General features: G+C 70.6%; 14 protein-coding genes and 1 tRNA gene. 8 read left to right on the forward strand and 7 right to left on the reverse strand.

Features of this window, described 5'->3' with window-relative positions:
- From CCN39_RS44730 to CCN39_RS44740, 3 genes are all read right to left on the reverse strand, one after another.
- On the reverse strand, positions 1–849 hold an 849-nt coding region (locus tag CCN39_RS44730), incomplete at its 3' end, for a PP2C family protein-serine/threonine phosphatase (RefSeq protein WP_143264402.1).
- Positions 846–1307: an FHA domain-containing protein FhaB/FipA gene (locus CCN39_RS44735; protein WP_003079002.1), complete on the reverse strand. Its 462-nt coding sequence runs from the start codon at positions 1305–1307 to the stop codon at positions 846–848. The genes CCN39_RS44730 and CCN39_RS44735, both read right to left, overlap by 4 nt.
- A 100-nt stretch (positions 1308–1407) precedes the next feature.
- On the reverse strand, positions 1408–2646 hold the full coding sequence (locus tag CCN39_RS44740; protein WP_086852908.1) for an FHA domain-containing protein: 1239 nt from the start codon (positions 2644–2646) through the stop codon (positions 1408–1410).
- Between the two features lie 130 nt (positions 2647–2776).
- Between CCN39_RS44740 and CCN39_RS44745 the strand changes: the two genes are divergently transcribed.
- Positions 2777–2859 (forward strand) — tRNA-Leu (locus CCN39_RS44745).
- A gap of 188 nt (positions 2860–3047) precedes the next feature.
- On the opposite strand, the gene CCN39_RS44750 is transcribed toward CCN39_RS44745, so the two are convergent.
- Positions 3048–3779 carry a S1 family peptidase gene (locus CCN39_RS44750; RefSeq protein ID WP_086852910.1) on the reverse strand — a complete coding sequence of 244 codons (732 nt, stop codon included), beginning with the start codon at positions 3777–3779 and terminating at the stop codon, positions 3048–3050.
- A 160-nt stretch (positions 3780–3939) separates the two neighbouring features.
- Positions 3940–4314 (reverse strand): FKBP-type peptidyl-prolyl cis-trans isomerase, encoded by a 375-nt coding sequence (locus tag CCN39_RS44755; protein ID WP_086852912.1) that lies wholly within the window; start codon positions 4312–4314, stop codon positions 3940–3942.
- A gap of 141 nt (positions 4315–4455) precedes the next feature.
- Between CCN39_RS44755 and CCN39_RS44760 the strand changes: the two genes are divergently transcribed.
- The 6 genes from CCN39_RS44760 to CCN39_RS44785 all read left to right on the forward strand — a co-directional run bounded on the left by CCN39_RS44760 (position 4456) and on the right by CCN39_RS44785 (position 11657).
- Positions 4456–7674 (forward strand): penicillin acylase family protein, encoded by a 3219-nt coding sequence (locus tag CCN39_RS44760; protein ID WP_208630653.1) that lies wholly within the window; start codon positions 4456–4458, stop codon positions 7672–7674.
- Between the two features lie 76 nt (positions 7675–7750).
- Positions 7751–8791: a trans-sulfuration enzyme family protein gene (locus tag CCN39_RS44765; RefSeq protein ID WP_086852915.1), complete on the forward strand. Its 1041-nt coding sequence runs from the start codon at positions 7751–7753 to the stop codon at positions 8789–8791.
- Positions 8792–8851: 60 nt separating this feature from the next.
- The gene (locus CCN39_RS44770; RefSeq protein ID WP_244211302.1) at positions 8852–9601 is read left to right on the forward strand and encodes a hypothetical protein; all 750 of its coding nucleotides are present in this window, start codon (positions 8852–8854) and stop codon (positions 9599–9601) included.
- Positions 9598–10179 carry a class F sortase gene (locus tag CCN39_RS44775; protein ID WP_086852917.1) on the forward strand — a complete coding sequence of 194 codons (582 nt, stop codon included), beginning with the start codon at positions 9598–9600 and terminating at the stop codon, positions 10177–10179. Before CCN39_RS44770 ends, CCN39_RS44775 begins: the two co-directional genes overlap by 4 nt.
- A gap of 205 nt (positions 10180–10384) precedes the next feature.
- Entirely contained in the window at positions 10385–11053 is a 669-nt protein-coding gene (locus CCN39_RS50470) for a hypothetical protein (protein WP_158104610.1), read from the forward strand.
- Positions 11054–11057: 4 nt separating this feature from the next.
- Positions 11058–11657 (forward strand): class F sortase, encoded by a 600-nt coding sequence (locus CCN39_RS44785; protein WP_086852921.1) that lies wholly within the window; start codon positions 11058–11060, stop codon positions 11655–11657.
- 5 nt (positions 11658–11662) lie between these two features.
- Here CCN39_RS44785 and CCN39_RS44790 read toward each other — a convergent pair whose 3' ends face one another.
- On the reverse strand, positions 11663–12703 hold the full coding sequence (locus CCN39_RS44790; protein WP_086852923.1) for a patatin-like phospholipase family protein: 1041 nt from the start codon (positions 12701–12703) through the stop codon (positions 11663–11665).
- A gap of 10 nt (positions 12704–12713) precedes the next feature.
- Positions 12714–13460 carry a FadR/GntR family transcriptional regulator gene (locus tag CCN39_RS44795; RefSeq protein ID WP_086852926.1) on the reverse strand — a complete coding sequence of 249 codons (747 nt, stop codon included), beginning with the start codon at positions 13458–13460 and terminating at the stop codon, positions 12714–12716.
- Between the two features lie 66 nt (positions 13461–13526).
- Between CCN39_RS44795 and CCN39_RS44800 the strand changes: the two genes are divergently transcribed.
- A partial coding sequence (locus tag CCN39_RS44800; RefSeq protein WP_244211303.1) for an ABC transporter substrate-binding protein occupies positions 13527–14226 on the forward strand: 700 nt, incomplete at its 3' end.

Here is a 14226-nt window from a genome sequence, read left to right on the forward strand (position 1 = left end):
CGGCAGCTCCGGGCGCGGCGGCGGGGGCGGCTGGGTCAGCGCCCTGGCCCGGGCCGCGGGCGAGTCGCCCTGGTGCCGTTCGTCGCTGCCGTCCCCGGCGGCGCCGCCCACGATGGGCGCGTCCTCGCCGAAGTCGACGTCGACCACGTCGGCGATGATCACCGTGACGTTGTCGGTGCCGCCGCCCTTGAGCGCCAGCTCGATCATCCGGTCCGCGCACTGCTGCGGGTCCGGGATCTGCACGGCCTCGGCCAGCGTCTCGTCGCTGACCATGCCGGACAGGCCGTCCGAGCAGATCAGGTACCGGTCGCCGGAGCGGGCTTCGCGCACGGTCAGGCTCGGCTCGACCTCGTGGCCGGTGAGCGCCTTCAGCAGCAGCGACCGCTGCGGGTGCACCGCCGCCTCTTCGGGTGTGATCCGGCCCTGTTCGAGGAGTTCGTTGACGAAGCTGTCATCGCGCGTGATCTGCGCGAACTGACCGCCGCGCAGCAGGTAGGCCCGCGAGTCGCCGACGTGCACCAGGCCGAGCCGGGTGCCGGCGAACAGGACGGCGGTGAGCGTGGTGCCCATGCCGTCCAGGTCGGGGTCCTGCGAGACGAGTTCGGCGATCGCGGCGTTGCCGTTCGCCACCGCCTCGCGCAGCTGGGCGAGCAGGTCGTCGCCCGGCTCGTCGTCGTCGAGCGGGGCGAGGGAGGCGATGACGACCTTGCTGGCGACTTCGCCTGCCGCGTGCCCACCCATGCCGTCGGCGAGCGCGAGCAGGCGAGGGCCGGCGTACACGGAGTCCTGGTTGCTCGAACGCACCAGGCCCCGGTCGCTGCGGGCTGCGTAGCGGAGGACGAGAGTCATGGGCGAAGCTCGATCACCGTCTTGCCGATCCGGATGGGGACTCCGAGCGGGACCCGGAGGGGTGCAGTGACCTTAGCCCGGTCGAGATAGGTGCCGTTCGTCGAGCCCAGATCTTCCACGTACCAGTCCTCACCGCGCTGCGCGATCCGCGCGTGCCGGGTCGACGCGTAGTCGTCGTCGAGGACGAGTGTGGAGTCGTCGGCCCGGCCGATCAGGATCGGCCGGCCGTCCAGCGCGATGCGCGTCCCCGCCAGCGCGCCGTGCGTGACGAGCAGCTGCTGCGGGGACTTGCTGTTGCGCGGTTTCTTCTCCTTCTTGCGCCCGAAGGTCGGCACCTGGACGCGCATGCCCGACGCCGCGTAGAGGTCCGACCGGACGACTCTGAGCGCAGCGAACACGAAGAGCCAGAGCAGCACGAGGAAGCCCACCCTGGTGAGTTGTACGACCAGCTCTGGCACTTGGTGTGTCCGCTCCCGACTCGTCCGTGCAGCCGCGACGCGGGTACGCCGCGGTCCCCCCGCACGTCAATTCTGCGGGAACAGTATTCCGGGTCCCGAGTCAGCCCTGTGTACGGAACACGAGGGACGAATGACCCACCCGGATGACGTCGCCGTCGGCGAGCTGCCAGGTCTGGACCGGCGTGCCGTTCACGGTCGTGCCGTTGGTCGAGCCGATGTCGGCGAGCGTCGCGCTCTGGCCGTCCCAGGTGATCTCCAGGTGGCGGCGCGAGACCCCGGTGTCCGGCAGGCGGAAGTCCGCGTCCTGGCCGCGGCCGACGACGTTCCCGCCCTGCTTCAGCGAGTACGTCCGGTTCGAGCCGTCGTCCAGCTGCAGGCTCGCCGCGAGCTGGCGGCCCGGCGCGGGCGGGGCGTAGCCGCCCTGCTGGCCGTACGGGTCGCCGGCCGGCTGGCCGTACGCCTGCTGCTGGCCGTACTGGTCGTAGCCGCCCTGCTGCTGGCCGCCGTACTGGTCGTAGCCACCCTGCTGCGGCTGGCCGTACTGGTCGTAGCCGCCGCCCTGGGGCTGGGCGTAGCCGCCCTGGTCGTAGCCACCGCCTTGAGGCTGGGCGTAGCCGCCCTGGTCGTAGCCACCGCCCTGGGGCTGGGCGTAGCCCTGGTCGTACCCGCCGGCCTGGTGCTGCTGGCCGTACTGGTCGTAGCCACCACCCTGCTGCGGCTGGCCGTACTGGTCGTAGCCGCCGCCCTGAGGCTGCTGGCCGCCGTACTGGTCGTATCCACCCTGCTGGCCGTAACCCTGGTCGTACCCGGGCTGCTGGCCACCCTGCTGTCCGTAGCCGTACTGGCCCTGCTGGCCGTACGGGTCACCCTGGTCGTATTGGCCGTAGCCGGGGGGCTGGCTCATTGCTGGGTCTCCTGCGTTGCTGGGTCGTGCCGACCGTGGTGTACCGGCGCCTGAGGGGCGGGCGTCGGGATCGACGGACGAACGGGTCTTGAACTGTCCAGTATGCAGCGCCTCGTTGCGCTCGAGTGATACGACGACGTCACCATAGGTGTCCAGGCCTTCGGCGGCGAGGTGTTCCGCCACCGCCTTGGCCAGCACCTGGGTGACGCGTTGCTCGTCACCGGCCATGCGTTCGTGGTCAGCTGTCCCCAAGGACACGATGTAGTGATTCGGGGCGAGCTGCCGACCGCCTGCCAGCTCACGAACGTTCTCCTCGCTCTCCCGCTCCAGGGCGATCGCCACTTCCTGCGTGACGACGTTGCCACCGAACATGCGCGCGAAAGTGTTCCCCACCAGGTTCTCGAGTCGCCTGTCGAATCGTTCGGCGCGGCCCACCGGGGAAAACCTCCTCACACGTGTGCTTCCGCACCGATCCTATCCGGGTGAGCGAGCCTCGACACGGCCCCCGGTGAAACCCGTTCAAACGACCTGCTAGTCTTCTCATCGCTGCCGCAAGGAAGCACTCGGGCGAGTGGCGGAATGGCAGACGCGCACGGTTCAGGTCCGTGTGTCCGAAAGGACGTGAGGGTTCAACTCCCTCCTCGCCCACGCTGTTCAAGGCCCCGATCGCTAGCGCGATCGGGGCCTTTCCCGTTGTCCTTGTGTCTCCCGGGGGGCCGAGCCCCCCGGACCCCCCACGGTGCCTCCCGTCACCTTCCAGCGTGGTCCGGTAGGCCTTCGGTGGGCCTTGTGGGGGTCCTGGTGGGGTTCGTCACCTGTGTTCGCCCTGGGCGAAGTTACGCCGTGTGGGTGGCTATCCAGTCCGCGATGACGTCCGCCCGGCTCGTTGTTTCGATGCCCGCGTGGGGGCAGTCCGGTCCCGTTGCCTCCAGTGAGACCAGCTGGTCGCCCGAGAAGTACGGGGCACCCGAGTCGTACGTGCAGGCGCTCGTCGTGATCTCCGGGGCCGCGCCGCGGACGCCCAGCGTCGTCGGGTCCACCTTCGCGATCGCCACCGTCCCCTGCTGGAGGCGGGTGGCCGGCTGGGGGTTCGTGCTCGTCAGGCTGCCCCAGCCCGCCAGCGTCAGCTGCTGGCCGACCTTCGGGACCGCGCGGCTCACCGCCAGGGGCGTCACCGCGGTCACCGGGGAGTCGAGGCGGACCAGGGCGACGTCGTTCTCCTTCGCCTGGAGGACCTCGGTCGCCTTGCGGGCGATGCCCGACTCCGTTTCCTCGTCGGTCAGGCCCAGCGTCACCGTGGTCGGGTACGGGATCTTGCCCGCGACCCGATCGCGGTGGGCGTCGTGGAAGCAGTGGCCGGTCGTCAGGACCCAGGCGGGCGCGACCAGCGCGCCCGTGCAGTAGCTGCGGTACGTCGAGCCGTCCGGACGCGGGACCTTCGTCATCGCGAGCTTCGCCACGAACCCGTACCGGCCCGGCGGGACGTCGGAGCCGTGGGCGACGGCCCCGGCGGCGGGAGCGGTGGAGACGGTCAAGACAACAGCGGCGAGCAGGGCGCGCAGGCGCATTCTTCCCCTTCGTCGAGTCGGTGGTCGACGTCCGACGTTAGGGCCGCTGCCGCGCCCTGGGAATTCCCTGGCCGGGCGTCACCCGGGTGACGCGCGCGGTGGTCCCGGCGCAAAAAACCGGCCCCGGCGGGGAAGCCGGGGCCGGTTCGCCGGAACCGAACTAGTTCACGCCGACCAGGTCGACCACGAAGATGAGCGTCTCGCCCGGCTTGATCACGCCGCCCGCGCCGCGGTCGCCGTAGGCCAGGTGCGGCGGGATGACCAGCTTGCGGCGGCCGCCGATCTTCATCCCCGCGACACCCTGGTCCCAGCCGGAGATGACCTGACCGGCACCGAGGCCGAAGCGCAGCGGCTCGCCGCGGTCCCAGGACGCGTCGAACTGTTCGCCGGTCGAGTGGGAGACACCGACGTAGTGCACGGTGACGGTCTTGCCCGGCGTGGCCTCCGCGCCGTCACCGACGGTGAGGTCGGTGATCTCCAGGTCGGCCGGGGCAGGTCCGTCCGGGCGGTCGATGAGGGGCTTTTCCAAGGTCATGGGCCTCACCGTACCCATGCGGCGAACGCTGCGCCGATCGGACTACGCCCAAGGAGGGGAAAAACGCGAAAAGTCTTCACACTTAGCCTACTGCTGGGTAGCGTGCGCTTCGTCACTTTTCTGGACTGAGGGGAGCCCGGCATGCGACGTCGCATCCGCGCCCTGACCGTTACGGCACTGGGGGCCCTCGTGGCCGGTCTCACCCAGGTCGCCGTCACCGCGCCGGCCGCGCAAGCGGCCGTGTCGCCCGACGACTACTGCGGGGGGCAGTGCAGCGACATCCTGCCGCCCGGCGAACAGGGCAGCGCCACCCTCGCGGAAATCCTGGCGCACAAGCTGCTCGGCACCCGCCCGGCGCACTCGGCCGACCAGCTCGGGAAGTACGCCTCCCTGGCCGGCGGCTACAAGACGCTGACCACCGGCGCGATCAACCAGTACTTCAACGACTCCTCCTTCGGCGTCCCGGCCGACCAGGTGGCGAGCACGACGAAGCCGCGGGCCGACGTCACGATCGTGCGGGACAAGGCCCTCGGCGTCCCGCACATCACCGGGACCACCCGCGCCGGCACCGAGTTCGGCGCCGGGTACGCGGCCGCGCAGGACCGGCTGTGGCTGATGGACGTGCTGCGGCACGCCGCCCGCGGCCAGGTGAGCTCGTTCGCCGGCGGTGCCGAAGCCAACCGCGAACTCGAGCAGACGTTCTTCGCGAACGCGCCGTACACCGAAGCCGAGCTGCAGCAGCAGATCGACCGCACGGCCGCCAGCGGCCCACGCGGCGCGCAGGGCCTCGCCGACGCGCAGGCCTACGTGGAGGGCATCAACAAGTACATCTCCGACTCCTACAACGGCCGGTACTTCCCGGGCGAGTACGTGCTGACCGGGCACGTCGACTCGATCACCAACGCCGGTTCGATCGACCCGTTCAAGCTGACCGACCTGGTCGCGCTCGCCTCGCTGGTCGGCGCCGAGTTCGGCGCGGGCGGCGGCGGTGAGGTCCAGAACGCCATCGCGAAGCTCGCGCTGCAGGAGAAGTACGGCGTCGTGCAGGGCGAGAAGGTGTGGCAGAGCCTGCGTGCGGAGGACGACCCCGAAGCCGTCAAGACGCTGCACGACGGCCAGACCTTCCCGTACGGCAAGACGCCGGCCAACGCCGCCGGCCGGGCGCTGCCGGACAAGAACTCGGTGACGCCGCAGCAGCTGGTGTTCGACAAGACCGGTTCGGCCGCCGCCGCCACGGCGTCCACTGTGGACGTCGCCGCGCCCGCCGAGCTGGAGCCCGCCCGCGGGATGTTCGAGAACGGCGTGCTGCCGGCCGACATGCTGAGCGACAAGCACGGCATGTCCAACGCGCTGCTCGTCTCCGGCGCCAAGACCGCCAGCGGCCACCCGGTCGCGGTGTTCGGCCCGCAGACCGGCTACTTCGCCCCGCAGCTGCTGATGCTGCAGGAACTGCAGGGGCCGGGCATCAGCGCGCGCGGTGCGGCGTTCGCGGGCCTGAGCCTGTACGTGCTCCTCGGCCGCGGCCAGGACTACTCGTGGAGCGCGACGACGTCGGCGCAGGACATCATCGACACCTACGCGCTGCAGCTGTGCGACCCGAACGGCGGCACGCCGACGAAGGACTCGAACTACTACACCTACCAGGGCAAGTGCGTCCCGATGGACACCGTGGAGGTCAAGAACGCCTGGAAGCCGACGGTGGCCGACGGCACCGCGGCCGGGTCGTACACGTTGCGCAGCTACCGGACGAAGTACGGGCCGGTGCAGAGCCGGGCGACCGTCGGCGGCAAGCCGGTGGCGTACGCGGCGCTGCGGTCGTCCTACTTCCACGAAGTCGATTCGCTGATCGGTTTCCAGGAGCTGAACGACCCGACCTACGTCAAGTCCGCGGCCGACTTCCAGCGGGCCGCGGCCGACATCAACTTCACGTTCAACTGGTTCTACGCCGACTCCAAGGACATCGCCTACTTCAACTCCGGCGCCAACCCGGCGCGGCAGTCCGATGTGGACCCGAACATGCCGGTGTGGGGCGACCAGGGCCACGACTGGATCGGCTGGAACCCGGCCGGCAACGTCGCGACCTACACGCCGGCGTCGCAGCACCCGCAGTCGGTCAACCAGGACTACTACGTCAGCTGGAACAACGCCCAGGCCAACGGGTACGCCGCGGCCGGCGCCGACAAGTCGGCGGTGCACCGCGCCGACCTGCTCGACTCCCGGGTGAAGAAGCTGATCACCAGCGGCACGAAGGTCACCCGGGTCAACCTGACCCAGGCGATGTCGGAGGCCGCGCTGGCCGACCTCCGGGCCGAGCGCGTGCTGCCGCTGCTGCTGCAGGTGCTCGACAAGACGCCGACCACCGGCGCGGCGGCGGACGCCGAGGCGAAGCTCAAGGCGTGGCTCTCCCGCGGCCAGCTGCGCACGGAGACCTCGCCGGGCAGCAAGGCGTACGCGGACGCCGACGCGATCCGCATCTTCGACGCCTGGTGGCCGCTGCTGGTCCAGGCCGAGTTCAAGCCCGGCATGGGCGACAACGCCTACAACGCGATGACCGGGGTGCTCGGCATCAACGAAAGCCCGTCCGGCTGGCAGAACGGCAACGGCCAGCACACCGGCCAGCCCCACAAGGGTTCGTCGTTCCAGTTCGGCTGGTGGGGCTACGTCAGCAAGGACATCCGGCAGGTGCTCGGCCAGCCGGTGGCGGGCCCGCTCGCGCAGACGTTCTGCGGCGGCGGCGACGTCACCGCCTGCCGCCAGGCGCTCGTCGACTCGCTGACCACGGCCGCCGGCCAGGCCGCGAACACCGTCTACCCCGGTGACGCGAACTGCTCGGCCGGTGACCAGTGGTGCGCCGACTCGATCGTGCAGAACCCGCTCGGCGGCATCACGCAGGACAAGATCAGCTGGCAGAACCGCCCGACGTTCCAGCAGGTCGTCGAGTACGCCGCGCACCGCGGGGACAACATCGCCAACCTGGCGGCGGCGAAGACGGTCAGCGCCACGAGCGCCGAGTCCGGCTTCTACAACTCGCCGGCGTCGAACGCGATCGACGGGAACGCCTCGACCCGCTGGGCCAGCGACTGGAGCGACGACCAGGCGATCACCGTCGACCTCGGTTCGGTCCAGCAGGTCTCGCGGGTGCTGCTCGACTGGGAGTCCGCCTACGGCAAGAGCTACAAGATCCAGCTCTCGCCGGACGCGGTCCACTGGACGGACGCGGCCGCGGTGACCGACGGCGACGGCGGTCAGGACAACGTCTCGTTCGCCGCGACGACGGCCCGGTTCGTGAAGCTCCAGGGCGTCCAGCGCGGCACGAAGTACGGCTACTCGCTGTACGAGTTCGAGGTGTACGCGCACTGAGTTGCCGGCACTGAAAGGCCCGGCCGGGGCACTCGCGGACGCGTGGGTGCCCCGGCCTCCCCTTATCGTGAGGCGCATGGACGACTGGACGCCTCGCACCAAGGCCATCGCCGCCGGCCGGCCGCAGGGCCCCGGCGAGCCGCTGAACACCCCGCTCGTCGCCACCAGCACCTACCAGGCCGGTGGCGACTTCGTGTACGCGCGCGGTGACGGGACGCCGACCTGGCACGCGCTCGAGGAAGCCGTCGGGGCGCTGGAAGGCGGCCACGCGACGGCGTTCGCCTCCGGCGTCGCGACGCTGTCCGCGGTGCTGGACCTGCTGCCGGTCGGGTCGCGTGTCGCCGTCCCGACGTTCAGCTACGCGGTGACGCGCGGGGTGCTGGCCCACGCGCAGAAGCTCGGCAAGCTCGCCGTCACCGAGCTGGACCCGCTGGACATCGACGCCTGGGTCGCCGAGGCCGCGGCGTCCGACCTGGTCTGGCTGGAGTCGCCGACCAACCCGACCCTCGACGTGATGGCCATCGAGCCGATCGCCGCCGCCGCGCGCGGCCGGGTCGTCGTCGACAACACCTTCGCGACGCCGTTGCAGCAGCGGCCGCTCGAACTGGGCGCGGACGTCGTCGTGCACAGCGCGACCAAGCTCATCGGCGGGCACAGCGACCTGCTGCTGGGCATCACCGTGGCCAAGGACCCGGCCGTCGCGGAGGAGCTGAAGGGCGCGCGGACGCGGGTCGGGTCGACGCCGGGCGCCCTCGAAGCCTGGCTCGCCCTCAGGGGGCTGCGGACCATGCCCGTCCGGCTCGCCGAGCAGTCCCGCACCGCCGCGCTCCTGGCGGAGCGGCTCGCCGGGCACCCCGCGGTGCGGCGGGTGCGCTACCCGGGCTTCGGGATGATGGTCGCCTTCGACCTCGCCGACGCCGAGACGGCGGACCGCTTCTGCGCGTCGGTCCGGCTGATCCGGTCGGCGACCAGCCTCGGCGGCGTAGAGAGCCTGGTCGAGCGGCGGGCGTGGCTGGCGGGCGAAGAGCGGGTCCCGCCGGGGCTCGTCCGGTTCAGCGTCGGCTTGGAGGACCCGGAAGACCTGTGGGACGACCTCACGTACGCCCTCCCGGAGTAACGCGCACCGCCGAATCGTCGATAGTCGCGGCATCGCAGGTCGACGCGTTGGGAGTGCATCGTGGGCAGAACGCTGAGCCGGGTCACCGGGGTCGTTTTCGCAGGTGCGCTCGCCACCTTCGCCGCCACGCCCGCCGCGTTGGCACAGACGGAAACCAGCACGTCACCCACGGAAACCACAACGTCCACTTCGGAGACCCCGACCACCACGGCTTCGACCACGGCGGAAACCACCACGCCGTCCTCGCCGGTCACGACCACCGGGACCACCTCGGCTCCGGCGACGACCGAGGTCACCACGACCAGCCCGAAGGCCACGTCCTCGGCGCCGGAACCGGCCGCACCGGTGAAGGACGACTACCAGGACAACGTCGGCCACGGCTTCATCGGTCTCGGCGGCGAGGGCGTTCTGGTCATCGCGTGCGCGGCGGGGAAGCCGAGTGCCGTGGCGACCCAGTACCTGAGCGTGACCGGTGGCCCCGACCAGGACGAGGCCGACGGCCGCTACTGGAACTACTCGGTGCGCGTGGTCGACGCCCCGGCGGGCACCACGACCGCGAAGTTCAGCTGGACCTGCGGCGGCGTCGAGGGCAACGGCACCGTCGAGTTCGAGCAGGAGCAGCCGCCGACCTCCACCAGCACCAGCACCTCCACCAGCACCAGCACCACCACGAGCGCCCCGGCGTCGAGCACCGCGTCGATCACCACCGCGAGCAGCTCCGCGCCCGCCGGCAACGCCGCACCGAAGGCCCAGGTCAAGGTCGCGCCCAAGGGCGGGGTCGACACCGGCTTCGGCGGCACAGCCCGGTGACGGTCCGCCGGGCGGGCGTCGCGCTCGGCCTGGTGCTGGCCCTGGCCGGGTGCGGCACCGCCGAGCCGCCGAAAGCCGCGCCACCCGCTCCGGTTCCGGCTTCGGTACCGGTGACCGTGCCGTTCAAAGGGCTGCGTCCGACCTCGGTGAAGATCCCGAAGATCGGCGCGGAGTCCAGCCTGCTGGCCGTGGCCGTGAAACCCGATGGTTCGATCTCCGTCCCGTCGGTGCACACGCCGATGCAGGCGGCCTGGTACAAGCTCTCGCCGGTGCCCGGTGACATCGGCCCGGCCATCGTGCTCGGCCACGTCGACGGCGACAAAAAACCGGGTATCTTCTTCAAGCTCAAGGACCTCGCGCCGGGCGACGAGGTCGACGTCGACCGCAGCGACGGCAAGAAGCTGAAGTTCGTCGTCGACCGCGTCACCCAGGTCCCGAAGGAAACGTTTCCGCGCGACGCCGTCTACGGCAACAGCGACGAACCGGAACTCCGGCTGATCACGTGCGGTGGCGCATTCGATCACGCTGAGCACAGCTACCGGGACAACATCGTCGTCTACGCGAAGCTCGCGGGCTGAAAGCGCTGCCGACGTCACTGTCCGATGTGGATTTCGCTGGCGCCGAACGTTACCGGTTTCCGCAGTGGTCTTCTTCACGTCGAATTGATTTCCGGTACATACCAGTAATGGGGCAGGATGTCCGAGTCGCCCGATCTTGTGCTTCGCAGCACCGGGCGGCTCGCGTAGTGGGGGTCATTGCGCGTTTCCTTCCCTGGGAGTCACCTTGAAGAAGACCCTGGGCCGTCTCGCGGGCGCTGTGCTCGCGGGGGCCCTGCTCACGCTCACCGTTTCGCCGGTCGCGCTCGCGCAGGAGGCTCCGGTCGCCTCGACGACCGAAGCCGCGCCCACGCCCAGCACCGGGGCGCCCACGACGACGCCGGCGCCGACGAGCACCTCGTCCTCGGAGCCCACCTCGCAGCAGCCGACGACGTCGCAGCCGACTTCGCAGCCGACCTCGACCGGCACCGGCACGCCGACCTCGGGCAAGCCGACCAGGCCCACCACGCCGACCACCGAGCCGACCGACCCGTTCCCGCACGGTGACGACTACATCGACGACGTCGCGTACGCGTGGGAGTTCGACGGCGGCGTCGGCATCCTGGTCATCGCCTGCAAGGCGGGCGAGCCGCGCAACGTCAAGGCCAACGACTTCACCGTGGCCGCCGGCCCGTTCCAGGACGGCGCGGACGGCCGCTACTGGGGCTTCGACATCCAGCTCAACGAGGGCAAGCACCTGACCGACGACACCCAGGTCTCCTGGGTCTGCGAGGGCAAGCCGGTCACCCGCCCGGTCGGCCACGGCGGCGGCTCGGCCACCGTCGGCGGCCAGGTCAAGGTCACCCCGAAGGCCGGCGGTGTCGAGACCGGCGGCGGCGCGACGGCCCGGTCCTGACCGCATGACCACGCAGTTCCGCCGCGGCGGCCGCGTCCTCGCGGCCGCCCTGGCGCTGTCCTTCGCCCTGACCGGCTGCGGGCCTTCCGACCCGCAGGCCGCGGCCCCGTCGTCGTCCGCGCCGGCTCCGCCGCCGGTGACCAAGCCGTTCGCCGGCCTGCGCCCGACGCAGCTGAACATCCCGAAGATCGGCGCGCAGTCATCGCTGGTTTCGGTGCTGCCGAAGGCCGACGGCGGGATCTCCGTCCCGTCGGTGCACACGCCGATGCAGGCGGCCTGGTACAAGATGTCGCCGGTGCCCGGTGAGACCGGTCCGGCGGTCCTGCTCGGCCACGTCGACGGCGACAAGAAGCCCGGGATCTTCTTCAAGCTCAAGGAGCTCGCCCCGGGTGACGAGGTCGACGTCGACCGCAGTGACGGCAAGAAGCTGAAGTTCGTCGTCGACCGCGTGGAACAGGTCCCGAAGGACACGTTCCCGCGCGACGCCGTCTACGGCAACAGCGACAAGCCGCAGCTGCGCCTGATCACCTGCGGTGGCGCGTTCGACCACGCCGAGCACAGCTACAAGGACAACGTCATCGTGTACGCCAACCTCGTGGCTTGATCCGCTCAGCCGACGCCGGAGCCGGGGTACGGGAACTCCGGCTTCAGCGCGGTGCCCGGGCAGACCCAGCGGCGCATGCCCGCGTCGCAGACGGCGTAACCCCAGTTGATCAGGTTGTCCTGCACCTTCTCGGACATCCTGGTCAGCCGGGTCTTCGTCTCGGCGAGCCGCCGGGTCTGCTCCGCCGGGGCCGGCAGGGCGTCGGGCAGTTCGAAGTTTTCGATGTCGCTGTAGGTCGCCCAGTACGTCCCGGCGAACGTCTTGTCCTCATAGGACTTCAGCAGCGAGCCGGTGCGCAGCTCGCGGACCTGGTTGTCCATCACGGTCAGCACGCGCAGCAGCTGCATCGGCCAGTTGTGCGCGGGCTTGGCTTCGTGCTTCATCTTCTTGCCGGCGTCGCTGACCAGGACGGTCGCCCGCTGGTTTTCGATCGGGTCGAGGCCGAGGTTGTCGTAGACGCCCGCGTCGCTCAGCACGATCTTGCGGTCCGGCTTCGCCGGATCCGGGATCACCACCGGCGAGAGCATCGGCGGGAACGCCGAGGACGCGGCGACCGCGGTGGCCAGCGGGACCTGCCCGTGCGGCCCCGGCTGCCGGAAGAACCACCACAGCGAGCCGTCCTGCAGGCTGGTCGCGGTGAACACGAAGTTCGGCCCGGCCGGGTCGAGGTCCGCGAGGCGGCAGTCCCCGAACAGGTGCCGCGCGTAGCGGCGCGCGAGTTCTTCGCCCGCGCTGCGCCACGGCATGACCATCGCCTTGAGCGTCACCGGAACGTCGAGGTTCGTGCGGGCCAGCTTCCGGATTGGCTGCACGACCTCCTTTTCGAAGTTCTCCGCGACACCGTCCGCGCCGAACCACAGCCTGATCCACGCGTGCGCCAGCACCCCCGCCGCGATCGAGCCGCCGGAGACGCTGGAGACGGTCGTCAGCTTGGGCAGCCAGCCGAGCTCGTTGAGCCGCCAGAGAGCGCCGGCGTGGAAGAGCATTGCGCGGTAGCCGCCGCCCGAGAGCGCGAGGCCGACGCCGTCCCGTTTCGCCGAGTCCACGCGGCCGAGTTTAAGGCCGCAGCAACGGCGTGAGCAGTGGCCGTTGCGCGGCGGGGACGTATTCGGCGTAGTTGTCGTACAACGCCTGTTTGGCGAGCTGTGCCGCGCCGGCGCCGTCGGCCGCGCGGATCGCGTCGAGCACCTCGGCGTGGTGGGCGAGCCAGGCGCGCATCAGCGACGTCCGGTTGCTGGCGTGCTCGAGCTTGTCCTCGATCAGTTCCAGCACGACCCCGCGGACGACCTCTTCGCTGACCACCAGCAGCGGGTTGCGGGAGATCCGGGCGATCACCTCGTGGAAAGCGACGTCGGCGCGGCTGAACTCGGCGTACCCGCGGGAGACGCCTTCGCGCATCGACTCCAGGGCCGCGTCGAGGCCGGTCAGGTCGGCTTCGGTGCGGAGCTCGGCCGCGAGCAGGTGCGCCGAGCCGTCGAGGATCATCCGGAACTGGAGCAGTTCGGCGAGCCCGACGTGGTCGGCGCGCGCGAGCCGGTGCATCGAGCGGTGCAGCGCGACGGGCGAGGCAGCCAGCACCTCCGGGCCGCGCGGATCCCCGGGCCGCGAGCGGATCATCTCGGCCGCCTGCAGCACGCGCAGGGCTTCGCGGATCGTCGAGCGGCCGACGCCGAACTGCGTCATCAGCTCGCGCTCGCTCGGCAGGCGTTCCCCCGGCTTGAGCGCGCCGCTCACCACGGCCTGCTCGATCTGCTCGACGACCCGCTCGTACGCGCGGACCGGAGCCACCGGTTCGAACCGCATCCCTTGACCTCGTCGTCCGCTCGGTGCAGGCTACTGGTCAGACCAGTGTACTTACCTGGAGGCCGAATGAAAGCCCGGATTCCCCTGGTGGCAGCGGCGCTGCTGCTCGTGGTGTCCGGCTGCTCGGCCGGCTCGTCGGCCAGTGTTTCCGCTGGTCCGGGCACGCTTTCCGTCGGCTTCACGGCGGAACCGGCGAACTTCGACTTCACCCGCACCGACGGCGCCGCCATCCCGCAGGCCTTGCTCTACAACGTCTACGAAGGCCTGGTGAAGCTCGACGCGCAGGGCAAGGTCGTGCCGCTGCTCGCGCGGTCGTGGACGATCAGCCCGGACCGGAAGACCTACGACTTCAAGCTCCGCGACGGCGTGAAGTTCAGCAACGGCGCGCCGTTCACCGCCGAGGACGTCAAGTTCTCGCTCATGCGCGTGAAGACCGACTGGACGATCTCGATCAAGGCGACCATGGACGTCGTCGACCACGTCGACGTCGTCGCGCCGGACCACGCGCGGGTCGTGCTGTCGAAGCCGTCGAACGGCTGGCTGTTCAGCCTCACCAGCCGGCTCGGCGCGATGTTCAGCCCGACCGGCGTCGCCGACCTGGCGGCCAAGCCGGTCGGCACCGGGCCGTACGTCGTGGCGGCCCGCAAGCGCGGCGACTCCGTGGTGCTGAAGGCGAACCCCGCCTACTGGGGCCGGAAACCGGCGTACTCGACGGTGGTCCTCAAGTACATCAAGGACCCGACCGCGCTGAACAACGCGTTGTTCA

Origin of the sequence: Amycolatopsis kentuckyensis, from assembly GCF_002155975.1 — a bacterium.
Lineage (GTDB): Bacteria > Actinomycetota > Actinomycetes > Mycobacteriales > Pseudonocardiaceae > Amycolatopsis > Amycolatopsis kentuckyensis.